At 53.4% G+C, this 24711-nt stretch carries 23 protein-coding genes; 18 read left to right on the forward strand and 5 right to left on the reverse strand.

Translation table 11 applies throughout. The features are described from left to right. From M8T91_RS05205 to M8T91_RS05235, 7 genes are all read left to right on the forward strand, one after another. The gene (locus tag M8T91_RS05205) at positions 1 to 363 is read left to right on the forward strand and encodes a TlpA family protein disulfide reductase (RefSeq protein ID WP_301417492.1); all 363 of its coding nucleotides are present in this window, start codon (positions 1 to 3) and stop codon (positions 361 to 363) included. Between the two features lie 117 nt (positions 364 to 480). Beyond that, positions 481 to 1845: an L-cystine transporter gene (locus M8T91_RS05210; protein ID WP_301417494.1), complete on the forward strand. Its 1365-nt coding sequence runs from the start codon at positions 481 to 483 to the stop codon at positions 1843 to 1845. A 183-nt stretch (positions 1846 to 2028) separates the two neighbouring features. Then, positions 2029 to 2577 (forward strand): glycine zipper 2TM domain-containing protein, encoded by a 549-nt coding sequence (locus tag M8T91_RS05215; protein ID WP_301417496.1) that lies wholly within the window; start codon positions 2029 to 2031, stop codon positions 2575 to 2577. 64 nt (positions 2578 to 2641) lie between these two features. Further along, positions 2642 to 2959, forward strand: a complete 318-nt coding sequence (locus M8T91_RS05220) for a PepSY domain-containing protein (RefSeq protein ID WP_301417497.1) — start codon at positions 2642 to 2644, stop codon at positions 2957 to 2959. Positions 2960 to 3005: 46 nt separating this feature from the next. Continuing rightward, positions 3006 to 3680: a response regulator transcription factor gene (locus tag M8T91_RS05225; protein WP_301417499.1), complete on the forward strand. Its 675-nt coding sequence runs from the start codon at positions 3006 to 3008 to the stop codon at positions 3678 to 3680. A 12-nt stretch (positions 3681 to 3692) separates the two neighbouring features. After that, positions 3693 to 5045: an ATP-binding protein gene (locus tag M8T91_RS05230; RefSeq protein ID WP_301417501.1), complete on the forward strand. Its 1353-nt coding sequence runs from the start codon at positions 3693 to 3695 to the stop codon at positions 5043 to 5045. A 578-nt stretch (positions 5046 to 5623) separates the two neighbouring features. Then, on the forward strand, positions 5624 to 6532 hold the full coding sequence (locus M8T91_RS05235; RefSeq protein WP_301417503.1) for a DegV family protein: 909 nt from the start codon (positions 5624 to 5626) through the stop codon (positions 6530 to 6532). Positions 6533 to 6634: 102 nt separating this feature from the next. On the opposite strand, the gene M8T91_RS05240 is transcribed toward M8T91_RS05235, so the two are convergent. Continuing rightward, complete coding sequence (locus tag M8T91_RS05240) at positions 6635 to 6994, reverse strand: globin family protein (RefSeq protein ID WP_301417505.1); 360 nt, start codon at positions 6992 to 6994, stop codon at positions 6635 to 6637. Between the two features lie 297 nt (positions 6995 to 7291). On the opposite strand from M8T91_RS05240, the gene M8T91_RS05245 reads away from it, so the two are divergent. From M8T91_RS05245 to M8T91_RS05260, 4 genes are all read left to right on the forward strand, one after another. After that, complete coding sequence (locus M8T91_RS05245) at positions 7292 to 7753, forward strand: HIT family protein (RefSeq protein ID WP_301417507.1); 462 nt, start codon at positions 7292 to 7294, stop codon at positions 7751 to 7753. A 308-nt stretch (positions 7754 to 8061) separates the two neighbouring features. Beyond that, positions 8062 to 8871, forward strand: coding sequence for a GIN domain-containing protein (locus M8T91_RS05250; RefSeq protein ID WP_301417509.1), 810 nt, complete (start codon positions 8062 to 8064; stop codon positions 8869 to 8871). Between the two features lie 253 nt (positions 8872 to 9124). Further along, on the forward strand, positions 9125 to 10447 hold the full coding sequence (locus M8T91_RS05255) for a YcjX family protein (RefSeq protein ID WP_301417511.1): 1323 nt from the start codon (positions 9125 to 9127) through the stop codon (positions 10445 to 10447). Beyond that, positions 10444 to 11586 carry a TIGR01620 family protein gene (locus tag M8T91_RS05260; protein ID WP_301417513.1) on the forward strand — a complete coding sequence of 381 codons (1143 nt, stop codon included), beginning with the start codon at positions 10444 to 10446 and terminating at the stop codon, positions 11584 to 11586. Before M8T91_RS05255 ends, M8T91_RS05260 begins: the two co-directional genes overlap by 4 nt. Positions 11587 to 11742: 156 nt before the next feature. Here the strand turns inward: M8T91_RS05260 and M8T91_RS05265 are convergent, their stop codons facing one another. Beyond that, positions 11743 to 12243: a hypothetical protein gene (locus M8T91_RS05265; RefSeq protein WP_301417515.1), complete on the reverse strand. Its 501-nt coding sequence runs from the start codon at positions 12241 to 12243 to the stop codon at positions 11743 to 11745. A 250-nt stretch (positions 12244 to 12493) separates the two neighbouring features. On the opposite strand from M8T91_RS05265, the gene gorA reads away from it, so the two are divergent. Continuing rightward, positions 12494 to 13852 carry a glutathione-disulfide reductase gene (gorA, locus tag M8T91_RS05270; protein ID WP_301417517.1) on the forward strand — a complete coding sequence of 453 codons (1359 nt, stop codon included), beginning with the start codon at positions 12494 to 12496 and terminating at the stop codon, positions 13850 to 13852. A gap of 150 nt (positions 13853 to 14002) precedes the next feature. On the opposite strand, the gene M8T91_RS05275 is transcribed toward gorA, so the two are convergent. Beyond that, positions 14003 to 14356, reverse strand: coding sequence for an HPF/RaiA family ribosome-associated protein (locus M8T91_RS05275; RefSeq protein WP_301417519.1), 354 nt, complete (start codon positions 14354 to 14356; stop codon positions 14003 to 14005). A 478-nt stretch (positions 14357 to 14834) separates the two neighbouring features. Here M8T91_RS05275 and M8T91_RS05280 point away from each other — a divergent pair, with 478 nt between their 5' ends. Next, entirely contained in the window at positions 14835 to 15824 is a 990-nt protein-coding gene (locus tag M8T91_RS05280) for a coiled-coil domain-containing protein (RefSeq protein WP_301417521.1), read from the forward strand. An 18-nt stretch (positions 15825 to 15842) separates the two neighbouring features. Here M8T91_RS05280 and thpR read toward each other — a convergent pair whose 3' ends face one another. Then, on the reverse strand, positions 15843 to 16433 hold the full coding sequence (gene thpR, locus M8T91_RS05285; protein ID WP_301417523.1) for an RNA 2',3'-cyclic phosphodiesterase: 591 nt from the start codon (positions 16431 to 16433) through the stop codon (positions 15843 to 15845). Between the two features lie 150 nt (positions 16434 to 16583). Between thpR and M8T91_RS05290 the strand changes: the two genes are divergently transcribed. Beyond that, the gene (locus M8T91_RS05290; protein WP_301417525.1) at positions 16584 to 17051 is read left to right on the forward strand and encodes an Hsp20 family protein; all 468 of its coding nucleotides are present in this window, start codon (positions 16584 to 16586) and stop codon (positions 17049 to 17051) included. A 309-nt stretch (positions 17052 to 17360) separates the two neighbouring features. On the opposite strand, the gene M8T91_RS05295 is transcribed toward M8T91_RS05290, so the two are convergent. After that, positions 17361 to 18347 carry a GlxA family transcriptional regulator gene (locus tag M8T91_RS05295; protein ID WP_301417527.1) on the reverse strand — a complete coding sequence of 329 codons (987 nt, stop codon included), beginning with the start codon at positions 18345 to 18347 and terminating at the stop codon, positions 17361 to 17363. 140 nt (positions 18348 to 18487) lie between these two features. On the opposite strand from M8T91_RS05295, the gene M8T91_RS05300 reads away from it, so the two are divergent. From M8T91_RS05300 to fadA, 4 genes are all read left to right on the forward strand, one after another. Continuing rightward, positions 18488 to 20347 carry a beta-ketoacyl synthase gene (locus M8T91_RS05300; RefSeq protein WP_301417528.1) on the forward strand — a complete coding sequence of 620 codons (1860 nt, stop codon included), beginning with the start codon at positions 18488 to 18490 and terminating at the stop codon, positions 20345 to 20347. Positions 20348 to 20443: 96 nt separating this feature from the next. Then, positions 20444 to 21094, forward strand: a complete 651-nt coding sequence (locus M8T91_RS05305; protein ID WP_301417530.1) for a helix-turn-helix domain-containing protein — start codon at positions 20444 to 20446, stop codon at positions 21092 to 21094. A 255-nt stretch (positions 21095 to 21349) separates the two neighbouring features. Then, the gene (fadB, locus tag M8T91_RS05310) at positions 21350 to 23506 is read left to right on the forward strand and encodes a fatty acid oxidation complex subunit alpha FadB (protein ID WP_301417532.1); all 2157 of its coding nucleotides are present in this window, start codon (positions 21350 to 21352) and stop codon (positions 23504 to 23506) included. Between the two features lie 11 nt (positions 23507 to 23517). After that, entirely contained in the window at positions 23518 to 24693 is a 1176-nt protein-coding gene (gene fadA, locus M8T91_RS05315) for an acetyl-CoA C-acyltransferase FadA (protein ID WP_301417534.1), read from the forward strand. Positions 24694 to 24711: the final 18 nt, after the last annotated feature.

Consider the following 24711-nt stretch of genomic DNA (forward strand, 5'->3'; position numbering starts at 1 on the left):
TTGAAAACTGTTGGTGGAGAACCGATTGATACGGAGGGAAAGATTTTACTGGTTAATTACTGGGCGCTGTGGTGCAAGCCTTGTCGTGAAGAGGTGCCGATACTGAACCAGTTTGCACAAAGCCAGGAAAATATTGTGGTGGTGGGGGTGAATTTTGATACCCTGCCGATTCCTGTCGTTACTGGGCAGATGGCCAAGCTGGGGATTGAATTTCCAGTGCTGTCCTCTGAGCCTGCCGGGCGTTGGGGGCAGCCCCGGCCCGATGTGTTGCCGACAACCCTGATTATCAATGCCGATGGCACCTGGAAAAAAACATTGGTAGGCCCCCAGACCGCTGCAGAGTTCAGGTTGGCACTGCAGTAATCTGTCCGATTCACGATGTACTGTATAAAACTATAACTATTGCAACTATAGGGCTTTGGCGCATCACTGATAGCATGCCGCCACTTTCCAGTTTGCCCGGGGTGGGATTCATAGATCATGCATATCAGCTCCTTCGCTCTACTGTTTTTCTTTGCGGTTTTGTTATACGTCCTGCACCGCTGGCACAGGGGAACCGATTCTCTTGCACCGGCAGTCTTTGCCGGCCTGCTCCTCGGGTCTGTGTTCGGAGCAACGCTGCAGTTGTCACGGGGATGGGGGGCCATGCCCGGGGAGATTTTGCCCTGGATAGAGATGTTGGGAGACGGTTATGTGAGTTTGCTGTACATGCTGGTGATGCCCCTGGTGCTTACCTCTATTCTGGTAGCAGTGGTGAAGGTGAGTCACACCCAGGCATTGGGTAAAATCAGTGTTTCGGTGCTGGCGGTGTTACTGGGCACAACGGCAGTGGCAGGGCTGATTGGCGTGACTATGGCGGAGTTGTTCGGATTGTCCGCTGCCGGTTTGGTTGAGGGTAGTCGTGAGGCTGCACGGGCTGAAGTTCTCAATGAGCGCATCGGACGGGTGAGTGACCTCGCGATCCCGGAGATTATCGCCTCGTTTATCCCGCGCAATATTTTTCAGGACTTGACCGGAGACCGCTCTACTTCGGTGATTGCAGTGGTTATTTTCGCAGTGCTACTGGGACTTGCTGCACTGGCGGTGCGCCGCGAGTTCCCGCAAGAGGGGGCGGCTATAGAGCGCTTTGCGCATGTGGCACAGGTTTGGGTGATGAAACTGGTGCGCCTGGTCATGAGCTTCACACCTTATGGTGTAATGGCTTTGGTGGCCGGACTGATTGCCAAATCCAGTTGGGGCGATATTGTCAACTTGCTCGGCTTTGTACTGGCTTCCTTTTGTGCGATCGGCTTGATGTTTTTGGTGCATGGCCTGTTGTTATGGATCAACGGCGTAAACCCGCTGCATTACTTTACCAAGGTGTGGCCGGTGCTGGTATTCGCTTTCAGCTCCCGTTCCAGTGCCGCCACTATCCCGCTCAATGTGGAAACCCAGGTGGATCAGTTGCGCAACTCCCCGGCAATTGCCAATTTCTCCGCATCCTTTGGTGCGACCATAGGCCAGAACGGCTGCGCGGGGATTTATCCGGCGATGCTGGCTGCCATGGTAGCCGTGCCACTGGGGATCGATGTCTGGAATCCCCTGTGGCTGGGAACACTCATTGCCGTGGTGGTAATCAGTTCCTTTGGTATAGCCGGTGTGGGTGGCGGTGCCACTTTTGCCGCTCTGGTGGTTCTGCCTGCAATGGGCTTGCCAGTGACCATCGCAGCGCTATTGATATCCGTGGAGCCCCTGATCGATATGGCGCGGACGGCACTCAATGTAAATGGAGCCATTACAGCGGGTACATTGACCCAGCGCTGGCTGGGAGATGAGGTACCCGGAGCAGAAGTTGTAGAGGGGTAACTGATCAGTATATAAAATCGGCTGAGTGGTCAACCTATGACTGGGAAAGGTTTTTCCGGCAGGTAATTGGGTATTTGGTACGGGAGGGAGTTGGTTTCCCGTTGCCTGCCTGGTGTAATTCAGCGTCTATTCAGGCCGAGTTGCTTAATCTGACCCCCGTTGATAAATAGCGGGAGATTGATTGTGCAATGCTTTAAACAGCTTGTGGCCGGTGCGGCCATTGTGACACTGCTGAGTATGAGTGTTTCTGCCAAAGCGGGGCCGGGGGTCTATACAGATTCCTATGATGCCGATATCTACGACTATGCACCGGTGACAGAAGTCATTCCCGTCTATACCGATGTACAGGTGCGCACACCGCGCACCCAATGCCGTGAGGAACAGGTAGCCTACCGTGAACCAGCGTCCCCCGCCGGTACCCTTGTCGGCGGCCTGATCGGCGCGGCAATTGGCAACAATCTGGGCAGCCGCCGCCACCATCACCGCGGCGGTGCCACAGTGGCAGGGGCGGTGGTGGGTGCTCTGGTCGGCAACCAGATCAGTCGTACTAACGCGCCGGTTTACTACACTACGGAACCCCGCTGCCGGGTTGTGGATGAATTCACTACACGCAGGGAACTGGTCGGATACGATGTGCGCTATCGGTATAATGACCGGTCGTATCTGACCCGTACCGATCACCATCCTGGAGATAGCATCCGGGTTCGTGTCGCTGTCTCACCGGCGCCTTGAGTCAAAGCGAGGGCGGCCGGACTCAGCCAAGGGTGGAAATTTGGATATCCACAGGAGCCGCATCGTGAAACCTAGCAGCACTTTTTTACGGACTTTTTTTCTAATACTTGCCCTGTTTCCCGGATTAGGTTCCGCCTCTGTGCGCGGTTTGCCGATTTCCGAACGGGAGGCGCACAAGCCTGAATACCATCATGTACAGGGGAGAGAGATTTCCCGTGAAGCGGCGGCCTCTCTGGTGAAACGGCGCTATGGAGGCAAAATACTGGCAATCTCTGAAACCCGTAGAAATGGACAGGCGGTGTACCGGGTAAAGGGGTTGTCGGATAAGAGCCAGGTTTATGTGGTCTATGTGGACAAGCAAAGCGGGCGCATCTCCCAATAAACGCCCGCTGCAACTACTCCAGACCAACTGTACAAAGGGAAAGCAAATGCGCGCACTTTTAGTCGAAGATGAAGCACTGCTCAGACAGCAACTGGCGCAATCGCTGCGCGATGCTGGCTACACGGTGGATGAGGCCCCCGATGGAGAGGAGGCGCTCTACCTGGGCCGCGAATATCCCTATGACATTGCGGTGATGGATCTGGGCCTTCCAAGAATGGACGGTATCCAAGTGATACAGAGTCTGCGCAGTGAAGAGAGGCATTTCCCCATATTGATCCTAACCGCCCGCGGTCACTGGCAGGAACGGGTGGCCGGGCTGGAGGCCGGCGGCGATGACTACTTGGTAAAGCCCTTTCATACAGAAGAGTTGCTGGCCCGACTCAATGCGCTGGTACGTCGCTCAGCGGGATTTTCCTCTCCCACCATCAAAGCCGGTCCCATCAGTCTGGACACCAGCTCCCAGCGGGTAGTGGCCAATGGTGTGGAGCTGGAGTTGACTTCTTTTGAGTACAAGGTGCTTGAATACCTGATGATGCACCCCGATGAGGTAGTTTCCAAAACCACCCTGACCGAACATATCTACGAACAGGATTGTGATCGTGACAGCAATGTGATCGAGGTGTTCATCGGACGCTTGCGCAAGAAAATCACTGCGACAACCCAGTGCAACCCTATCGAAACCCTGCGTGGGCGCGGCTATCGCTTTGTCATCCCCCGATAAGTCCGGATGTCGATGCGCGTGATGGCCCTCTGGTCCAGTTCCCTCAAGGGCCGCCTTGCGCTGGTCACCAGCCTGGTGCTGGTGGGCTTTGTGCTGTTGATTTCGGGAGTGCTGGAACACGCCTATCGCACCTCTCTGGATGAGGCGAAGCAACGGGAATTGCAACTGTATATCTACACTTTACTGGCGTTAGCGGAACCGGAGGGTGACAGTTTGGTGTTGCCCCCGGAGCTACCCGAGCAGCGCTTTAACCAGCCGGATTCCGGCTTGGTAGGTGCGGTGATCAATGGCGAAGGGCAGATTGTTTGGCGCTCTGAGTCGGCCTTGGGGATGCCGGAGCTGAAATTCTATCCACTATCTCAAGGGCAGCAGTCTTATATGCAAGTTGCTCTGCCCGGCGATGTTGCAAATTACAGTAGCTTTCGCCAGGGTGTAGCCTGGGGACTGGATACTGAGCACCCGTTTACCTTCATTGTATTGGAAGATGCGGGCCCCCTGCAGGCGCAGATCGGTCAGTTCCGCTCCACCATTTGGCGCTGGCTGGGCGTGTGTGCACTGTTACTGATGCTGGCCCAGTGGCTGGTGCTGCGCTGGGGATTTGCACCGTTGCGAGTACTTGCGCATGCACTGCGGGAAATACAGTGCGGTAGCAGCGACCGCCTGGAGGGCAGCTTTCCGCGGGAATTGCGTCCCCTCACCGATAATCTGAATCTACTGATTGAAAACGAGCGTCGCCAGCGGGAAAAAACCCGTCACACCCTGGCGGATTTGGCGCACAGTTTGAAAACCCCACTGGCGGTATTGAAAGGATTACGCTTAACTGGCGATTCACAGCCCGCGTTCAAAGTTTTGACCGATCAAGTGCAGCGTATGGACAGTATTATCAACTACCAACTGCAGCGGGCGGTGACCAGTTCGCCCAAGTCTATTTTGCGCGGTATCCCAGTAGCTCCACTGATGTACAAAATTCTGGATGCGCTGGAAAAGGTATACCGCAACAAACCCAGTGATGTGCGCAGTCACTGCAGCGAGAAAACGCTGTTTTACGGTGATGAGGGGGATCTCATGGAATTGCTCGGCAATCTGCTTGATAACGCCTACAAGTACGGCAATGGCCGGGTTGACGTGACTGTCGAACAAATGCCCGACGGACACAATCTGATGGTCCGAGTCGTCGACAATGGCCCAGGGCTTGATCGCGAAACCTGGAAGGCGGTTACCCAGCGCGGCGTGCGTGCCGATCAGCAACAGCCAGGACAGGGGATTGGCCTTGCTGTGGTGGTGGATATTGTCGAGAGCTACCAGGGACACATCAATGCAGAGTCACTTTCTTGCGGAGGAACAGCAATTACCGTAACCCTTTAGTTCCCATTGAAAATGAAAATTTGCACTGCACCGTTCTCCGAGGCTCTAGGATGGGGCTCCAGGTTTTATATGGCCTCTTCACTTCGAAAGATAAAAAAGGTGAGTTGTTGCGGGTAAACGACTGGCTTGTTATTCAGGGCAGCCAGTCTGCAATCCAATTTATTTACTACAGTGCTGCGGCGGGCACTGGCAACAGGTCTTACCGATGCCCACTAATGGATGCGCAAGGTGTTGATCAAATGGGATGTGTTTCGTTGTTTGGAGCACTGGTACCATTTACTTCCGCATTTTGTCTTTGACATTCTCATCTGTCGCGGATGCATTGGAGTGCTGGTGATAGCTCGTAGAATGTGAGCAACCTCACACTGGTGAACCATTCTCTTTCAAACGGAAGGGTGACAAGTCAATTGGTCAGAGTTAGGCTGTTAACTTGCCAGATTGATAAGGCCACTGTAGCTTGTTGTCGTCGGTGATTTTGCAGTATCTCCGGATCATTTTTTCCTGCTATGGCTGGCTTGTGTTAACGTTGGCAGTCATAACAGAAAAAAGATAACAAATACTGTCCTGCAGAGCATTTTATGGTTCAGTTAGTCATAGATTCTGGCTGCGACCTGCCAGATGATTTTTTGCGTAAGTTCTCCATTCCGGTATTGCCCCATACCGTGAGTGTTGGCAAAGACACTTTCGATGATCGACGCAACCCGGCCCAGATGGCCCACTTCTATACCTTGTCACTGGTGGACCGCTCGCACCAGATTGTCACGGGACCTGCCTCTTTTGCTGAGGTTGAGCGGCTCTTGAATGGTCTGGTGCAGGATGGGCATCGCGATATCGTGGTGCAAACCATCAATAGCGCCAATAGCCCAACTTACCAGAATGCCGTTGCCGCTGCCGATACATTGTGTGGTCTTCCCGGTAACGAGGATGTGCGGGTACATACTATCGACTCGCATACGCTTTTTAGCGGGCAGGGATTGCTGGCACTTTATACACTGTCGCTGATCAAGCGCGGGTTGACTGGTGAACAGGTACGGGTACAGGTAGAGCGCTTTCGTCGCAAGGTCCACGGCTATGCGGCAATCAGGGATGTCTATTATGTGCGCGAGCGTGCACGCAGTAAAAATGAAAACAACATCAATTGGTTTAAGGCCAAGATTTCCAGCTTGCTCAAGCTGCATCCGATCCTCTCTATCCACCACGAGGGCAGTACTGTCACAGATATAGTACGGGGCTATGCGCGCTGCACTGAAACTTTGTTTCAGATCGCAGTTGACAAAATCCGTACAGGAGAGTTGGTCGTTCCGATCCTGATGGTAAGCATTGCCGGCAAACTACAGGATCTTGAGAAAATTCCTGGCTTCAAAGTGCTGCTGCAGGTTGCCGCGGAGCACCAGGTCAAAGTGTATAAATCCATGATGAGTCTTTCCGGCGGTATCAATCTTGGGCCGGGCACTGTGGCAATGGCATTGGCTGCCGAGAATCCCTGACTTTAGCGTCTAGCGCGCTCACTTTCTCTAAAAGTCGCGGGGCCTACCCTGTTGAGATAACTAGGGCATGCCGATACTACATCCTATTGCGTGTCCGAACAGTCAACAGGCGATAGAAAGATCCTGCTCGCATCCGCCATATAAACGGCTGGCAGTTTCAACAAGGTGGGTGCTTAACTGCCAGGAAAATCCCAGTTCCAGCATGCGCGCTTCGAGGTACTCCAAAAGCGCATCAAACAGAGCGGGATTCAGTCCCTTGGCAAGGAAGCTTGCACGGCTGCTGCGATCTGGCTCGGGTTGGATAGAGAGCGCATGGCTGAGGAACTGGGCTTGCCGGCTCTGCTGTTTACGGTGTTCGCCGATATCATAGCTGGTAAGCTGGCGGCCTATGGCCTGGTAGAATTCACTGACTGTGCGGTTGACAAATTGAGCACCACCGACCTGATCCAACAGGCTGTTCATGTCTCCCCCCCCGGCGAGCATTGCGTACTGAAATATAAAATTGTACTGAGCCAAAAAAGAGCTTGGTAACGATTCGTGCACAAAATGCGCCGGCTCAATGATGGTAAGGCTTTAATTGGTGTGGAGCCTAAGACATATTCTCCTAGTATGCCAACTTGCCATAAGAAAATTGTCATTCTGTTCGACAGGTTGTTCTGGATGTTGTTTTTACGCACGCCAAATAGAATATTGGTATTTACTTGTAGATTTCCCGTCACTTGACATTGTGTTTTTTTGTCTCACGATTAGACTGCACGATTGAACCAATTACACATTTTCAACGGGGTGGGACGATTGATGGCAAGTATTTTTACTCAAATTATCCATGGGGATCTACCGGGGCATTTCCTCTGGCGCGATGAAAAAGCTGTTGCAATTATGACCATCTCCCCGATTAAACCCGGGCATTGTTTGGTCATTCCGGTAGAGGAGATTGATCACTGGGATGATATGCCGGCTGATCTTGCAGCGCACTTGATAAGGGTCGCACAAAAAGTCGCCAAAGGTCTGAAGACAGTTTACTCGCCCAAGCGGGTGGGAATGATGATTGCCGGACTGGAGGTGCCCCATACGCATTTGCATCTGATACCTGTTGATCAGTTGACAGACTTTGATTTCTCTTTACAAGGGCCGGCTACTCCAGAGCAGCTAGCCTCCGAGGCCGGGAAAATCCGCAATGCGTTGCTTGAGCTCGGTTGCGTAGAGGCGGGGTGTGTATAGTGGGCCTTTCGGCAATTTCTTCTTATGACTAGTTGGTCTCAATATATGGCGGTATTATGACTGCAGTAGGCCTTTTGGTGTGGGGAAGGGTTGTCGCTTATGCACTGGTAAGCAGGTTGCCCAGTTGGTTTTGCCAGGGCCTTCGCTATCCGTATCTGGCAGATATTGTATCCTTGTAGCGTTACCCCATCAGCCTTTCGATTGTTGGAGCCACGGTATCTCCAATATCGTTCAGACAGTGCTGCATCCAAACCGGTTTTCCGAGTAGTCTAGTGATATGTAATACTGATAATGATGAGAACTTCACAATGACAACTGTGACTAAAGCTTTGCTGGCCCCATTGTTTGCGCTGGTGGCTGTATATTTAGCCTTCAGTGCTCTCGCCCAGGCTCAGGAAATGGACTCCAAGCGTTTCGATGTCGATGGCTTTACCCGTGTTTCACTTAAAGGCAGCTCTCATGTGGAAGTGATTCAGGGGGAGAATTTCTCGGTGAGTGTCACTGGCCCGGCCGTGGCGATGCCTTACGCTAAAGCTGTGGTGAAGGGGGATACCTTGGAGTTGTCGGTGGAGGACAACAGGCAGAACTGGTTTGGAGTGGTTACTGTCACTTGGGGTCAGGATCAGGAAGTGAAGTTCTCGGTCACCATGCCCCAGGTGGAGGGAATACTGGTTTCCGGTTCCGGAGAGGCCAGTGCAGAGAGGATTGAGGGTGAAAGTCTTGACCTGGGAGTCAGTGGTTCTGGCAAAGTGTATGTAAACAAGGCGGCAGCGGAAACCCTGAGTGCGTTTGTCACTGGCTCTGGCGACCTGATTCTGGACCGGGCCCTGGCGATCAGCGGTGAAGCCTCTCTGACCGGTTCTGGCGATTTGCATATTGGCAGTATCGCCGGTGAACAACTTTCCGCTGAGATCAAAGGATCTGGTGATATGCAGATCAACGGTCGGGTTGCCGATGTGACTATTCGCATCATGGGCTCAGGGGACTTTGTTGGCCGCAGTCTGTACGCGGACAGTGCCGGCGGTTCGGTGATGGGCTCTGGGGATATTGTCTTAAAGCGCCCGCGCCGAGACGCCTTTTCTGTGATGGGCTCCGGAGATGTGGCTCTGATAGATTAAATCTCGCCCTGAATGTGTTAAGGCGCGCCGCCATCAGGGCGGTAGCTAACTGGCGGGAGTTATCCCCATCAGGTCTTTATTTTTGATTTGGGAAGTTGTCTCCCCGATGAGATTACCGATAACAGGGTCCGCATTTGAAACGCCTGTGAACTCTGCTGATCATGTTACTAAGCGCAGAAGGCGCTTCAGGGAACAGTGGCGCCGCTGGAGACAAAGCGCGCATGAAAAGTCTCACTGGGTGACGGAGCGGCTGATGGATCGCCGGATTTGCGTTGGTGTCACCGGTTTCAGTGGTGCCGGCAAGTCAACCTTGCTCACCAGCCTCATCTATCAACTCAGCCACCCCCAAAAGGCCCAGCTGCCGGGGTTTGCCCCTGCGCTTACGGGTGATTTGCTCGGTGCGGAATTAAAACCCGCCCTCGACTCCGGCCTGCCGCCATTTGACTATGGTGGTTGCCTCGATGCCTTGATGTCACAACCGCCCCGTTGGCCGCAAAGTACCCGCGATGTGTCGGCCTTGGAGCTGCACATCCATCTGCGCAGCCACCACCGATTTCGGAATGCGGGCACCAAAACCCTGATTTTGGAATTGCGCGACTATCCTGGGGAATGGCTGATGGACCTGCCGCTGCTGCGCTTGGACTATCGAGAATGGTGCCGACATCAGTCACATATTATCAATGACGACTCGCGAGCCAGATTGGCGCCACAATTGATTTCAAGGCTGGCAGCCCTCTCCCCTCAGGCCCCAGCGCAGGAGGCCCAACTGGCGGGACTTTGGGGGGAATACCGTCAATTTCTGTTGAGGTGCCGCACGCAAAGCAAGCTAAGTTATCTGCAGCCGGGCCGTGCACTGCTCGAGAAAAAAGACTACGGTTTGCTGCCCCTGCTCGACCTGCGTGGTATGAGCGCAGAGGCGTTGGCGGCCATGCCGGACAACAGCAATTACCAGGTCCTGCGTCGACGCTATGAAGATTATGTGCAGGAGCAGGTCACCCCTTTCGTGAAAAGCCATTTCCGCCATCTGGACAGGCAATTAATACTGGTGGATATAATCGGTACGCTGTTCGCCGGGGAGCAAGCTCTGGACGATATGTGTCTGGCGTTTGCACATATCGCCGATACTTTCCGCTATGGGAAATCCGGTCGACTCAACAGGCTGTGGAAGCCAAAAGTGGACCGGCTACTGTTTGCCGCCACCAAGGTGGACCAGGTGCTCGCAGCGGATCACGATGCGTTGCGCCAGCTACTGGGGCAGCAGCTGCAGCAGACCTTTAGCGGAGCCCGCCATCGCGGTCTGCCCATTTTCAGTGAGGCAATTGCTGCCGTGCGCTGTTCCCGGGAGGATCAGCGCAGTGGCCGGCGCATGCTGGTAGGGCACGACCTGCAGGGGCGCTATCTCGGCTTTGAAAATGCAGAAATATTTTCCCAATTGCCAGCGGACCAGGCGGGTTGGAACCACTATACCGGGGCCGCGCCACCACAGCTGCGCCCACCCTTGGGTATGGCGTCTGGCCATATCCCGCATATTCGCGTTGATGCGCTGCTAAATCTGCTGTTGGGAGACAAAGTGTGACAAACGGTGACAACAAAGCCCCGCTGCGATGCACAACACGAATTGAGCCACTGGAAGAGTTGGGAGTGGAAGCGCCTCAGCGGGATACAACGCGGGTGGAAGCGCTGATTGGAGAGTCTGAGGAGATACCCAGATCAATTACCACGGGAGAATCCCTGCCAGACCGTATCGCTTTTTCTGAATTGCGCCTGCCGTCGTTTCACCTGAGATGGCTGAGGCCAGCATCGTTGTCGATAGCCGGACTTGTACTGGCTGTGTTGGCCTGGGAGTTGCGCCAGTTATACACATGGGCGGTGGATAAGCACTGGGCCCTCGGAGTGCTCGCCGCTCTGGTGATCGTCGCCTTCGTATTCACCATTGTCAGTTCGGTATGGGAATTTTTTCGAGCCGGACAGCCTTTGCGCAAACTTGAGAAAACCCGGGTGATGGCCGCGCAGATGCGTGACTGTCGCAGCCATGAAGAGGCAGAGATTTTTCGGTGCCAGTTACAGGAGTATTTTGTCGGTAAGCCCCAGGGAGCTTTACTAGACCGGGTGTTGGATGTGGCCCCCGATTACTATGACAGCAGTGAACTGTTGCAGTACCTTGAGACCGCTTTTCTCCATGCCCTTGATCAGGAGGCGCTGAGACGCGTAGTGCGCCATTCCACCACGACGGGGACCCTGGTTGGTTTAAGCCCGTTTGCTAGTATCGATATCCTTGTTGCCTTGCGCCAGGCTCTGCGCATGATTGATGATGTGGCGCAAATCTACGGTATACGACCCTCAATGGTGGTGCGCTGGCGCCTGTTTAAAAAGGTCCTGGCTCTGGTGGCCTACAGCGGTGCCAGCGAGTATGCAATTTCTGAGCTGTGGCCTGAGTTGGTTGGTGACAGCGTGCTATCAGCTATTTCCGTGCGTCTGGGGCAGGGGGTTGGTGCCAGCCTGTTTGTGGCCCGTATTGGCTTAGCAACCCTGCAGGGTTGCAGGCCCATCCCTTTTGCGGGCAAGCAGGGGCCCCGGTTGGGGACGGTGATAGGGAATATTGGTGCTGGACTGAAAGAGCGTATGCCCGGGGTCTTTTCGGCAGTCGCTCGTGGCCGTTACGGGACGCAGCCTGTGACCCCAGGCACCTGCCAAAGCACCCAGGACAGGCCTTGATCTTGGCTAGATTACTTAGAAGCCACGAAAGACGCCAAGTCCCCGGCGGGGTGGGTACACCAATGGCGGGGATTCCCCCTTATGCTTTTGCATAAGAAATCTCCACAGGCCACGAACCCGATACTGGTCGGGATTTGGGTGACTCTGGCTGCGGTTTTACTGAAACTGCCTCTGCATCAACATGCGTGTATGATGCCGGTCTAACAGCTGGGCCAGGTCCCTATAGCGGCGTTTTATGAAGGGGGCTGGGTTGTTGTTTCCGGCATCATCCCGGTATTCAACACCAGAGCGGACATGCTGCAGCTCCCGAGCTAAGGCATTGATAGCGGTAAAGATATTCTGTGTGTCTTCCTGATTGTGGAACACATGGGTGTTGGAGGTGTCCATCAGGTAATCATTGCACTCGGTCAGCCATTCCAGTCTCTGCTCCAGAAACCTTATGGTATTGCGGATACCCCCTGTGTACTCCAGGTTGAAATGCTCGTTGATATACTTGTCGAGGCTGCGCATACCTGAATCGATAAATTGTTCCACGACACTGTTACAGTAGTCGTTGGTCAGGTAGGCGGGATGGGGATTGGCGTAGCTCTGGCTGTTGGCAATAAACAGGATCAATAGCCCAAGGGCTCGCTGAGTCGCTCTAATAGGAAAGTTCATGATCATGCTCAGGAGTTGTTTTTTTAATGATGGTTATTCTATCTGCTAAACATACTGTCTGAATTGTGACTTTGTTTCCGGGCTGCTTTTTGTGACAGCCTTCACATGAATATCTAAAGTGCGAAAGGGTGTCAACGATTATTAAGTACAGAAAGTCATTTCTGTTCCAGACTAGATTGAGAGTAGAGTTTTCTTTTCGACTGCTGCTCCCGAAGCTGCAGAATAGTTGAACGAATGGTGGGGGTTTGCTTTGGCAGAATACGAATTTGATCTTTTTGTAATCGGGGCGGGTTCCGGTGGCGTGCGCGCTGCAAGAATGGCCGCGGAGCAGGGTATGAAAGTGGCTGTGGCGGAAGACCGCTACATGGGTGGAACTTGTGTCAATGTGGGCTGCGTCCCCAAAAAGCTGTTTGTTTATGCCAGTGGCTACAGCCAGGATTTTGTCGATGCCAGAGCCTATGGTTGGAAAAATCCGGGTGCAGAGTTCGACTGGCCGACATTGAGGGATAATAATGCACAGGAAATTTCCCGTCTCAATGGAATCTATCGTAGTCTACTGGACAATGCTGGGGTCACAGTGTTTGATGGCCGAGCCAGTATTGTTGATCCCCATCGCATTGTCGTCAACGAGTGGTCGTTCACAACGAAACGTATTTTAGTGGCGACAGGTGGCTGGCCATTTGTACCGGAAATACCAGGCCGCGAGCTTGTGCTGACCTCCAATGAAGTTTTTTCCATGCCGGACTTTCCCCGGCGTGTGCTTGTGGTTGGTGGTGGTTATATCGCCGTGGAGTTTGCTGGCATTTTCTCGGGCCTGGGGGCGGATACGCACCTCTCCTACCGCCGGGATTTGTTCCTGCGCGGCTTTGACCGGGATATTCGCAATTTTGTGCGCGATGAAATGATCAAGAAGGGTGTGGACTTGAAATTCAATCACAATGTCAGTGCGATTGAAAAACTGCAGGATGGCAGTCTTCTTGTGCATGCTGCCAATGGGTCTGGCCTGAATGTCGATATGGTTCTTTATGCCACCGGTCGGGTGGCTAATACTGCAGGCTTGGGACTGGAGAAACAGGGTGTTGTCCTGCACAGAGACGGCACCATTTCGGTGGATGACAACTTCCGCACCAGTGTGGACTCCATCTACGCTCTGGGCGATGTCACGGGAGAGCCCCAACTGACACCGGTAGCACTGGCGGAAGCCATGGCCCTGGTAAGGCACTGGCAAACCGGTAACACTGCTGAGATTGATTACAACAATATTCCAACGGCTGTTTTCTGCCAGCCAAATATTGGAACTGTGGGGCTTTCAGAAGAGGAAGCCAGGGATTCGGGTATCCCGGTAACAATTTACAAATCCGAATTCCGACCAATGCGCCATACGGTGAGTGGCAATAGTGAGCGAACGCTGATGAAACTCGTTGTGAACACCAGTACCGATAAGGTCATTGGCGTACATATGGTGGGCGAAGATGCCGGGGAGATCATTCAGGGAATGGCGGTGGCCCTCAAGGCGGGCGCGACGAAAAAAACCTTCGATGAGACGATCGGGATTCACCCGACTGCAGCTGAAGAATTTGTCACCATGCGCTCTCCGGTGGATGGTTAAATGCATCGACCCGAGAGAGGGAGTTGGTTATCTCCTGGAAGATATCAGTGAGGCGGAGTGGATTCTCCGGCCTCGGCTGGGAGTTGATACTAAAGAAGAGGCATACATCTGCTCTGCAGGGCCTCTTTTAAATGCTCGCTTGCTTCATTTTCACTGTTCTTCAACAGCTTCGCGAAGTGATTGGTGGCGCCGGGCCTTCTTGCGCTCACCGCGTTCTTTCAGGCAGCGTTCGGCGGAAGCAAATGTGTCGTTGACTGCCCGATGAATGGATTCGCTCTCGCTGCTGATGGTCACGGGATTACCACTAATGGCAAGTTCAAGGGAAGCCTTAAAATGTTTGCCTTTGCTCTTGTGTTGGTGGGGGGCTTCCAGAACTACGCGACTGTGTATGATGTCGCCACAATAACGTTCCAGCTTATGTAACTTTTTCGATACCGTGCTAGCCAGGGCGGCTGATCTGTCGATATCGCGGAACACAATGTTATCGTTAGGCGTTGATTTCATGGGCAATTACCTCCGGTTAAAAGAAACCATGCAGGCCGCTTTTGCGGATTGCTACGAGAAGGAAGGGCGCCCTAGCGGGAGGGGTCGAGCCTGCAGCAGTGGAAGTACCGAGCCGACGGGAGCGTAACGAAAATTTGCTGACAAAGCAGCCAGAGTGTTTTACGTCCGGGTCGGGATTCCGCTGAGTTCAGCGACCTTCTCCCTGATACTCATAATGCTTCCGCTAAAAAAAAAATCAAGCGCTATTGCAGGAAATTGTCACATAAACTTTGATAATGCGCCTTTTACTTGATTTGAGGCACTCAATCGGGTGTATTGACCAAACTGGTTCCCCAAGTGGATGTAAGGTCATTGCCCATGTGCTGAGGCCCGCGTAAGATTGTCAGTAACACGCAGTGACTTCTGGGGTTTGTGCAAAAAATAAGCTCTGCGTTTTTATCTTACAAGTGATACGAAATCGGTAAATAGGTTCTGAGCAATGGCGGTAAAGCGATATTGTCTGCTATTTTTGGCGGGTTTGGTAGTTTTTGACGGAGCTGTGGCTCAGTCACAGCCAACCCTGATGGTGGAAAGGAACCGGCTGGCGCGTCTGGAGCAGTCCCTCGAGAACAGACTGGTGGTACAGGAGGATATTGAAAACGAGCTTCTGTCCTATGAATACAAGCTTGAGCGCGCCCGTGAATCTCTCGAGAGCCTCCACCAGAAGTATGAAGAAAGCCGCCTGGAATTGGCTAAGGCGCAACAGAATTACGATTCCAGCCCCAATGTGGATACTCAACGGCAGTTGACCAAGGCAAAACACAGTTTTGACATGGCTGAGCGAGGCGTTGACAGCCGTAGCCGTCGCCTCAAGTTTATTCAGGCAAACCACGGGACCTTGCGGGCTAAGCTGGCAGAGGAGGAGTATGCCATTACTGAGACTAGGGCCAGGATTTCCGCACAACAGGAAACTGTAAACCAAATGGTAAAGGCCATGCTTGCTCAGGCAGAGGAATCAGAGCGGAGAGCGGCCCTGGCGAAGAGTGCCGTCCGGTTGGATAAGCCCGAACTCAAGTCCGCCCCCCTTCAAGAAGCTCCAAGGCCAGAGGTTATGCCTAGACCTGTACCGGTTGCAGCTGAGCGCGAGGTGGATTCGGAATTACTGGCCTATGTACAGCGGGAGCAGGAGCGTTTGCGCAAACTGCTGGCGGATGAGAACAGCGAGAACAGGCAGACGTTCAACAGCCTGGAATTGAGATCCTCCGGTGGCAAGCGCCTGCCGTTTGAGTTCCTCGGGAAAGATCAATACCGCTTAGTGACTACTGTCGACGCGGGCAGGCAGACCTATAAAATCAATTCTTGGAAGTTTCGCCGGACTGTTCCTGCGGAAGATGACGATACGCGCTATGTGTTTGTCTTTGATGCACGCCGACTCTCCCGACCTCGACTTGTCATGTACCCCGAGTATGCCCTAGAAGCACTGAACTAGGTGCTGGTCAAGCCAATGCTATAATGGTATTCCGCAAAGGGCTGTCTCAAATAGGCGCTGGTAGTGGCTGCTGTCCGGTGCCGGAATGCTTTTATAAAGGGCGATAGTATTCAGAGGCATGGAATAATCCAAGTGTACCGGCACAAGCCCGCAAAACCCTTCCCTACCCCGCGCCAAGGTGATATGTGGTCGATAGCTGCGCCGCCCCGGTGTCATGCCCAAGTGGATAATGAGTTGCTGGCAGAGTTGATGCAGTTTTTGCAGATTCGGGTCGCCTGTAAGCTCTGCCGCTAATAAGTGGGCGTTTTGTGCCGGGAAGGGGGTCAGGGAAAACAGGTGCCCACTAGCGCGGGATACTGTTCCTGCAATTTGCACCAGGCCCTGCTCGATAGAGGGGATCAGGTAGTCTGGGGTTTCCCCCAGAAATCCAAGTGTCAAGTGCCTGTCATGCGGGCGGGTCCAGTGAATCTGATTCCGTTGTTGTTGCTCAATTCTGGCCCTGCAACGGCGGATCAATTCATCAAAATACGCCTGTGTTGAACCGCAGGGGGGAATGCCGATAAACAGCCGCGAGGTTGCTTTTCCCATCCTGGTTTTCATTTTTGACATGTTATTTCCCACTCTTACCCTTGAATGTCATTTTTACGCCCATATATTCTCATTGTGGGTGGTAGCTGACTTGTGAAAGTACTATCCGCGTAAACGCTCGGGCTTTTTGGCGAGCGAAATTTAATATTGCTCTGAATTGAGGATATGACAATGCGTAATTTTGATTTTACCCCCTTGTACCGTTCTGCAATTGGCTTTGACCGCATGGCCAGTTTGCTCGATACCATGGCTTCCGGTGAGCAGAAGCAGCCGGCCTATCCCCCCTACGATATTGAGCTGACAGGCGAGGACAGTTACCGGATCAGCATGGCCGTAGCTGGTTTTGAGCAGTCAGAGCTGGATATTCAGGTCGAGCAAAACCGCCTTATTGTCAGTGGAAAAAAACCGGAAGAAACGGCACAAAGGAACTTTTTGCATCGCGGCATTGCCGCGCGAAATTTTGAGCGTCGCTTCCAGTTGGCCGACCACGTCAGGGTAACCGGTGCGAAGCTTGAGAATGGACTACTACACATTGAATTGATGCGGGAAATTCCCGAGACGATGAAGCCGCGCAAAATTGAAATTGGTGACAGTAGTCTGCTTCGACATGCAGAAAGTGAAAAAAATCCAGCACAATAGCGGCCAGATTTACCTTATTAATGTGTACTGTACCGCCATATGGCGGTACAGTGATACCACACTCTATCCGCACTATTGCTATTGTCATCGCTTTGGTCGGGTAATTGTCCCCTCAAACCCCGCCTTTCTACCGCCGGGGGACTCGTCTGGTATAAATTCCATGAAAACGCGATGGTAGATATTGGGTATTATCATAATCCGGGACCAAGCACGCTCGAATTTTTCATTGCCAGAATTTCCTGACGGTGCACACAGAGGGTAAAGACCGACCTGCCATTTGCTGGTTGCAATGTATTTTTTGTGCGAAGGTCAGGTGTTTACACGGAATAATTTTGCCCTGACTGTGGTGCGATACTCACTGGGGGTGGTGGCCAGGAATTTTTTAAATAGCGCCGTAAAGTGCCCCATGTCCTGATAGCCAACTTTTTCCGCAATCTCATTCACGGACAAGTTGCTTGATTGCAAAAGCTCCCGAGCCATATCCACGCGAACATTCTGCAAGTACTGCAGAGGAGTCTGCCCGGTAGCCAATTTAAAGCGCCGGTTAAATGAGCGTACACTCATATCAAATAATTTCGCGACCTCACTCAAGCGTATTTCCGTATTGCAGTGCTCTTTCAGCCATGCCTGTGCCTGTACAATATCTTCGTCCGGATGCAGATGCACAGCCCCCTCTGAGTAGGCAATCTCCTCGAATGGGCGCCGTATCTCGTGGGAAAAGTTGCGTTCTACGTGGCTGGCCACGGCGGGTCCGAAGAGCTGGCGAATCATATGCACTGTGACATCCGCCAGGGCATTGATACTTGCAGCGCAGAACAGTCTGTCTGCCTGTGTAATAAAATACTGCCGTTTAAGTTTGACCTCAGGGTAATCCAGGCTGAATTGTTCAAAATAGTGCCAGTGCGTCGTTGCTGGTTTACCGTCCAGCAGGCCTGCTTCCGCAAGAAAGCAGACGCCGGTGCCCACCGCATTGATAACGGCCCTCGATGCAGCTTGGGCCCGAAGCCATTTCAGGAGCTGTCCGCTACGCTTAAGGGCAGGGCGTGGATTTCGCCACAGGGCAGGAATATAGACGAGGTCACTGTCCGATGTATCACCCAGAGCTGCATCGGGCTGGAAGGCGAAGCCGCAGCGGGTCTTTACTGGACCTCCATCGAGACTGGCGGTAATCAGTCGCAGGGGGGTACTCTTGCTTTCAAGGCGAGCGCGACTCTCGGCGCCACGAAGCATTTCTAACGGGAGAACCGTGCTGGTTGCCAGCATCTGATCGATCAGGAGAAAGGTAACCGTTCGCATTACATCTCTAAACGCACTTGCGCCATTGGCCAAAACACTCAATTTTTTTGGCCAGTATGCCCATAACCGGGCAGAATCGCCACCCCCTACACTTCCCTGTACCAATTCATGTTGTTTTTCGCGTTTGCCTGGAGGTCAGGATGCAGCGCCTTCCCGTAATTACCGCATTTGGGGGCTTTAACCCCGCGGGGCGTAGTTCCTTCCACCGGGGTTACGCCCGTCTGGTGCTGGACAGACTTGGCCATCAGGAGCGCATTGAGACGTTATCTGATCTGGCTGCGTTGATGGGGCTGCGCACCGGTGCCGCCGCCGGAGGTCCTTTGGAGGCCGATCTTGAGCGCCGTGTATTGCAGGGTACGCTGGTGCGGGAACTGGAGCAGCGGTTTTACGACTACCGCAATTGTCATTTCCATCAGGCGGCGATGTTGAGCAATGCCAATGGCCTGGAGTTTGAAATGCCCACGCGTCAGCTACCGCACCCTTTGCCAGAAGGTTGGCAGGTGGAGGCCAATGCCAGCGGTGGCAAGGTGCGGGTGACCACAGCAAGCCTCTCGGTAATGCTGGATAGTTATCGGGAAATCCCTGTTGCCTCTGGAGGCCAGTTACCCACCGGTTTCGAGCCCGGTGAGCAGTACAATTCGCGCTTTCATCCCCGTGGCTTACAACTGGCAATAGTCGGGGCTTCCGATGCGGTGCAGTCTATGGGGATCAATTGGGAAAAGGTAGTGGCTGCGGCGGGGCCAGACAATATTTCGGTCTACGCTTCTTCGGCAATGAGTCAATTGGATCCTTTTGGGAATGGGGGACTATTACAGTCCCGCTTGCGTGGTTCACGGGTCACCTCCAAGCAGTTAGCGCTCGGTCTGAACAGCATGCCGGCGGATTTTGTCAATGCTTATGTGTTGGGTAATGTGGGATCCACTGGCGCCGTGGCTGGTGCCTGTGCCAGCTACCTGTATAACTTGCGTGCCGGGGTGGAGGATATTCGCTATGGACGTGCCAGGGTCGCCATTATCGGCGCAGCTGAGGCGCCTTTCGTGCCAGAGGTGGTGGATGGCTATTCGACCATGGGCGCTCTGGCGACAATCGACAATCTGCGCAGGTTGTTTGCAGGGTCGGTGGATCTTCGCTGTACCAGTCGCCCCTTTGGGGAAAACTGCGGGTTTACACTGGGGGAGGGGACCCAATGGGCTATCCTGATGGATGATTCCCTGGCATTGGAGTTGGGTGCGAACATCCACGGCTCAGTTGCCGGTGTCTTTACCAATGCCGACGGCAATAAAAAGTCCATTTCAGCTCCGGGTCCAGGTAATTACTTGACTGTAGCGAAGGCGATGGCGCAAGCTGAGGCAATTGCCGGCAAGGAAAGCCTGCAAAGGCGCAGTTTTGTACAGGCCCACGGTTCAAGTACGCCACAAAATCGTGTGACAGAGTCTGCTATTCTCGATCGGTTGGCCGCTACTTTCGGAATTGATCGCTGGCCGGTATGCGCAGTCAAAGCCTATGTCGGGCATACCGTTGCTGCAGCCAGTGGTGATCAGCTGATTACTGCGCTGGGTATCTTTCAGCGGGGTATCTTACCGGGAATTGTCACTGTAGACCGTGTGGCCGATGATGTGCATCGGAAGAATCTCGATATTTCCCTGGCGCATGTCGAACGAGACCCGAATACCCTGGATCTTGCGCTGCTTAATTCCAAAGGCTTTGGTGGCAATAATGCTACGGCGCTTGTTTTATCGCCTCGTCTGACACGTTCCATGATTGAGAAGCGCCATGGCGCGGGGTTGATGAAAGCTTACAACAAAAATAATGATGCGGTTGTTGAGAAAGCCGCTGCCTATGATAAAAACGCCTGCCGAGGAGAATTGAACGCGATTTACAGGTTTGGCGAGGCGCTTGTGGATGAGCGTGAAATACACTTGTCGACCGATGCGGTAACCCTGCCGGGATTACCAGCGGTTAAACTTCCCAGGAACAATCCTTATGAGGATATGGTGTAGTGTAGGGAAGAGTAGAGGTGACCACCATGCTTTCAACAGTTTGAGGTGTTCGGTTACAGCAGGGATTTATAAGCCTCCAAATTTACAGGAAGTGAAATGGTGGATACGGAAGCAAGTCATGAGTCAGAAGATAACAGTGATGTGGGTGTGCGCCTAAAACTGGTGCGCAAAATCTACGGTATATCCCAGAGAGAATTGGCGCGGCGGGCAGGTGTGACCAACGCTGCAATCTCTTTTATTGAGCAGGGGCGTGTCAGCCCATCCATTGGGTCTCTTGAAAAAATATTGGGCAGCGTCCCCATGTCACTGGCCGATTTTTTTTCTCTGCAATTCGTCGAACCTGGCCAGGTTTTCTTTCGAGCCCGTGAAATGCCGGATATTGGCAACGGGCGGGTGCGCTGCCAGCTTCTCGGCGGGCATCGGGCAGGGCGTTCAATGTCCATACTGCGCAAGGTATTTCCGGTTGGCCAGGACTCTGCATCCAGCCTCTCTATCGTCGATGGTGAGGTGGGGGGTATTGTGGTAGCGGGCGAATTGGAGGTCACTGTTGGCACTGATTCGGCGCTACTAAAAGTGGGGGACGGCTATTATTTCAGTGGCAGGCGCCCCCATCGATTCCGCAATCGAGGACAAAGTGACTGTATCGTCGTGAGCGCAACGACCCCCCTGTCTCCCCGCTTATGCAGCCCCCTCCTAGAGCTGGAGCCTGAGCGTATAAGGGGTAAATTATGCCAACCCACTGATTAATCGGGCAGATCCGGGATACACTCTTGCGGTTTTCGTTCCCGACAGGTGCATTGAGCTGGCTGCTTTCTGTACCTGGGCGCTGTTGGCGCCACTCCATTTGTAAGAAATAGTATTCAAACAATTGTTTGAATCTAGCTATACTACGGCTGACCGTATTGGGCCCAGGTGTCACCGCACCCAGCGGCGCGGCCCAAGGTTGCATAAAATTCCGACCCCGGGTCCAGGATTGCGGCCCAGAATAAAAGAGGTCAATCAATGTTATTTAATGGCAAAGCGCTTACGGTGCAAATGCTCGACAACGGCATCGTAGAGCTTAAGTTCGACCTGCAAGGCGAATCCGTCAACAAGTTTAATCGTCAAACGGTTTCTGAGTTTTCTCAAGCGCTGGATGTTATCGAGACAGCAGAAGGCGTTAAGGGGGTGCTGCTTACCAGTGGCAAGAATGTCTTCATTGTCGGTGCCGATATCACCGAATTTGGCAGTGCCTTTTCCGCTGGTGCAGAGGGTGTTGCTGATCTGATGAACCAGAATAACGAAAATATCAACCGCCTGGAAGATTTGCCGGTACCCTCCGCAGTAGCGATCAATGGGTACGCACTGGGCGGGGGGTTCGAGGTATGTCTCGGCTGTGATTTCCGTGTGATGGGTGAGGCGGCCAAAGTGGGCCTGCCTGAAGTCAAGCTGGGGCTGATTCCCGGGTGGGGCGGCACTGTGCGATTGCCCCGCCTTTTGGGTGTCGATGCGGCAGTCGAGTGGATTGCTGCAGGGAAAGAACAAAAGCCCGCTGCGGCGCTTGAAGTGCACGCTGTGGATGCAGTGGTGCCGACCGATGAATTAAAAAGTGCAGCGCTTAAACTGCTTGAGCGCGCGATTGATGGAACACTGGACTACAAAGCCGGTCGTGTGGTTAAAAACTCTCCAATTCCGCTAAATGACACTGAAGCTCTGATGGCTTTCTATACCACCAAGGCATTTGTTGGTCAGCAGGCAGGTAAAAACTACCCGTCTCCAGTTGCTGCAGTTGAATCCATTGAGCAGGGTTATAAATTAACCCGTGATGAAGCGCTGAAGATTGAGCAGGAAAAGTTTATCTTCTGTGCCCAAACGGGCACTGCCAAGTCACTGGTAGGCCTCTTCCTGAACGATCAGGCAGTTAGCAAAACGGCCAAGCGCTGGGAGAAGAAGGCGAATAAGCCGGTCGAGCGTGCCGCTGTCCTCGGTGCGGGTATCATGGGTGGAGGCATCGCTTACCAGTCTGCCTACAGAGGCACGCCCATCAAAATGAAGGACATCGATCAAAAGGGGATCGACCTCGGTCTGAATGAAGCCAATAAACTGCTGACCAAACTGGTTGAGCGCAAGCGTCTCACCCCGGAAAAAATGGGTGAGGTTCTCAATCGCATCGAACCGACTTTGAGTTATGATGGCTTTGACAATGTCGATGTGGTGGTAGAAGCGGTTGTTGAAAACCCGAAAGTAAAGCACTCGGTTTTAAAGGAGGTGGAGACCAAAGTCAGCGAAGATACCGTGATTGCGTCTAATACCTCCACTATCTCCATCAATTACCTGGCTGAGCCATTATCCCGCCCGGAAAACTTCTTGGGCATGCACTTCTTCAATCCGGTACACAAAATGCCGCTGGTGGAAGTAATTCGTGCAGACAAGACTTCCGATGAGGCAATCGCACGGGTGGTTGCCTACGCGAATAAGATGGGTAAAAAAGCCATTGTTGTACGCGATTGCCCTGGGTTCCTCGTAAACCGCGTGCTTTTCCCATACTTTGCCGGTTTCTCACTGCTGGTGCGCGACGGTGCCGATTTCCAGTCGATCGACAAGGTGATGGAGCGCTGGGGGTGGCCGATGGGTCCGGCTTATCTGATGGATGTCGTAGGTATTGATACCGGCGTGCATGCGGAAAGTGTTATGGCGGAGGGCTTTCCGGATCGAATGGGTAAAACCTTTACTGCGGCATCCGATGTGATGTACCAAGCCGGTCGCTACGGCCAGAAGAATGAAAAGGGCTTTTATAATTATGAGCAGGATAAGAAGGGCAAGCCCAGGAAAGTGGCCACCAGAGAATCTTACGATCTGCTTAAGCCCCATGTTGCCGAGTGCCGTGAATTCGAGCGCGATGAGATTGTTGAGCGCATGATGGTGCCTATGGCGACTGAACTGGCCCGCTGCCTGGAGGAGGGTATTGTTGGCTCTCCGGCCGAGGCGGATATGGCGCTGATTTACGGCATCGGTTTCCCACCTTTCCGCGGCGGTATTTTTGCCTGGCTAGACACGATCGGCCTGGATGAATTTGTGAAAATGGCCGGCAAGTATGCAGAATTGGGTGAGCTGTACAAACCGACTGAGCGCATGCGTGAAATGGCCGCAAGTGGCGAAACCTACTACGGCAACAAGTAAGGAGAAGAGCGATGGGTTTAAATCCTAGAGATGCCGTGATCGTTGACTACGCGCGTACGGCCATGGGGCGTTCAAAAAATGGCGTTTATCGCCATGTGCGCGCCGACGATATGTCTGCGGAGCTGCTGAAGAAGTTCCTGCAGCGCAATGACAAACTGGATCCCGCGGAGATTGATGACCTGATCTGGGGCTGTGTGATGCAGCGGGACGAGCAGGGCTTCAACGTGGCGCGCTTTATCCTGTTGCGTGCTGGACTGCCTCATACCATACCAGCGCAGACGGTCAACCGCCTATGTGGCTCCTCCATGTCCTCGCTACACACCGCCGCGGCCAATATCCAGGCCGGTGTGGGCGATGTGTATGTGGTGGGGGGGGTAGAGCACATGGGCCACCTGAATATGATGGAGCATGTCAGTCCCAACCCTATGCTTGGTCGCTATATGGCCAAAGCAGCTGGTTCCATGGGCATGACCGCGGAATATTTGGCAATGATGCACGGTATTCAGCGCCGGCAAATGGATGAGTTCGGTGCTCGTTCTCACCAGCGTGCCGCAGAAGCGACCCGGACCGGCAAATTCAATCGCGAGATTATTGCCATCGAAGGTCATGATGATGACGGTGTGCCTATTCTGGTGGAGACCGATCAGACCATTCGACCGGACACCACCGTGGAAGGTCTCGCAGAATTGAAGCCGGCGTTCGATCCCAAGCACGGCCAGGTGACAGCGGGGACTTCATCTCAGATCACTGACGGTGCTTCAGTGATGCTTGTCATGTCGGCTGAGCGCGCCGAGGCCCTGGGCATGACCCCGATCGCCCGTGTAAGGGAGATGGCTCTGGCCGGGGTTGATCCCTCCATCATGGGATACGGACCTGTTCCTTCCACTCACAAGGCACTGAAGCATGCGGGTCTTGGTATCAATGATATCGACAAGGTTGAGTTGAATGAGGCATTTGCGGCGCAGGCACTGCCGGTGTTGAAGGATCTCGATCTGCTCGAAAAAATGGACGAAAAGGTCAATCTGTACGGTGGTGCCATCGCTCTAGGTCACCCCTTTGGCTGCTCCGGGGTGCGTATCACCGGCACCCTGCTGTCCGTTTTGCAGAACGAGGGCGGAACCCTGGGGGTTTCCACGATGTGCGTTGGGCTGGGGCAGGGTATTACCACGGTTTTAGAACGGGTATGAGCCCTCCTCTGCTCTGAA

It is taken from the genome of Microbulbifer sp. MI-G, assembly GCF_030440425.1.
In the GTDB taxonomy this organism is placed as follows: Bacteria; Pseudomonadota; Gammaproteobacteria; order Pseudomonadales; family Cellvibrionaceae; genus Microbulbifer; species Microbulbifer spongiae.

Coding starts and splice junctions, on each gene's coding strand:
- M8T91_RS05210 (WP_301417494.1), top strand. CDS start 481: ATGCATATCAGCTCCTTCGCTCTACTGTTTTTCTTTGCGGTTTTGTTA.
- M8T91_RS05225 (WP_301417499.1), top strand. CDS start 3,006: ATGCGCGCACTTTTAGTCGAAGATGAAGCACTGCTCAGACAGCAACTG.
- M8T91_RS05230 (WP_301417501.1), top strand. CDS start 3,693: ATGCGCGTGATGGCCCTCTGGTCCAGTTCCCTCAAGGGCCGCCTTGCG.
- M8T91_RS05235 (WP_301417503.1), top strand. CDS start 5,624: ATGGTTCAGTTAGTCATAGATTCTGGCTGCGACCTGCCAGATGATTTT.
- M8T91_RS05240 (WP_301417505.1), bottom strand. CDS start 6,994: ATGAACAGCCTGTTGGATCAGGTCGGTGGTGCTCAATTTGTCAACCGC.
- M8T91_RS05250 (WP_301417509.1), top strand. CDS start 8,062: ATGACAACTGTGACTAAAGCTTTGCTGGCCCCATTGTTTGCGCTGGTG.
- M8T91_RS05255 (WP_301417511.1), top strand. CDS start 9,125: ATGGATCGCCGGATTTGCGTTGGTGTCACCGGTTTCAGTGGTGCCGGC.
- M8T91_RS05265 (WP_301417515.1), bottom strand. CDS start 12,243: ATGAACTTTCCTATTAGAGCGACTCAGCGAGCCCTTGGGCTATTGATC.
- M8T91_RS05275 (WP_301417519.1), bottom strand. CDS start 14,356: ATGAAATCAACGCCTAACGATAACATTGTGTTCCGCGATATCGACAGA.
- M8T91_RS05280 (WP_301417521.1), top strand. CDS start 14,835: ATGGCGGTAAAGCGATATTGTCTGCTATTTTTGGCGGGTTTGGTAGTT.
- thpR (WP_301417523.1), bottom strand. CDS start 16,433: ATGTCAAAAATGAAAACCAGGATGGGAAAAGCAACCTCGCGGCTGTTT.
- M8T91_RS05290 (WP_301417525.1), top strand. CDS start 16,584: ATGCGTAATTTTGATTTTACCCCCTTGTACCGTTCTGCAATTGGCTTT.
- M8T91_RS05295 (WP_301417527.1), bottom strand. CDS start 18,347: ATGCGAACGGTTACCTTTCTCCTGATCGATCAGATGCTGGCAACCAGC.
- M8T91_RS05300 (WP_301417528.1), top strand. CDS start 18,488: ATGCAGCGCCTTCCCGTAATTACCGCATTTGGGGGCTTTAACCCCGCG.
- M8T91_RS05305 (WP_301417530.1), top strand. CDS start 20,444: ATGGTGGATACGGAAGCAAGTCATGAGTCAGAAGATAACAGTGATGTG.
- fadB (WP_301417532.1), top strand. CDS start 21,350: ATGTTATTTAATGGCAAAGCGCTTACGGTGCAAATGCTCGACAACGGC.
- fadA (WP_301417534.1), top strand. CDS start 23,518: ATGGGTTTAAATCCTAGAGATGCCGTGATCGTTGACTACGCGCGTACG.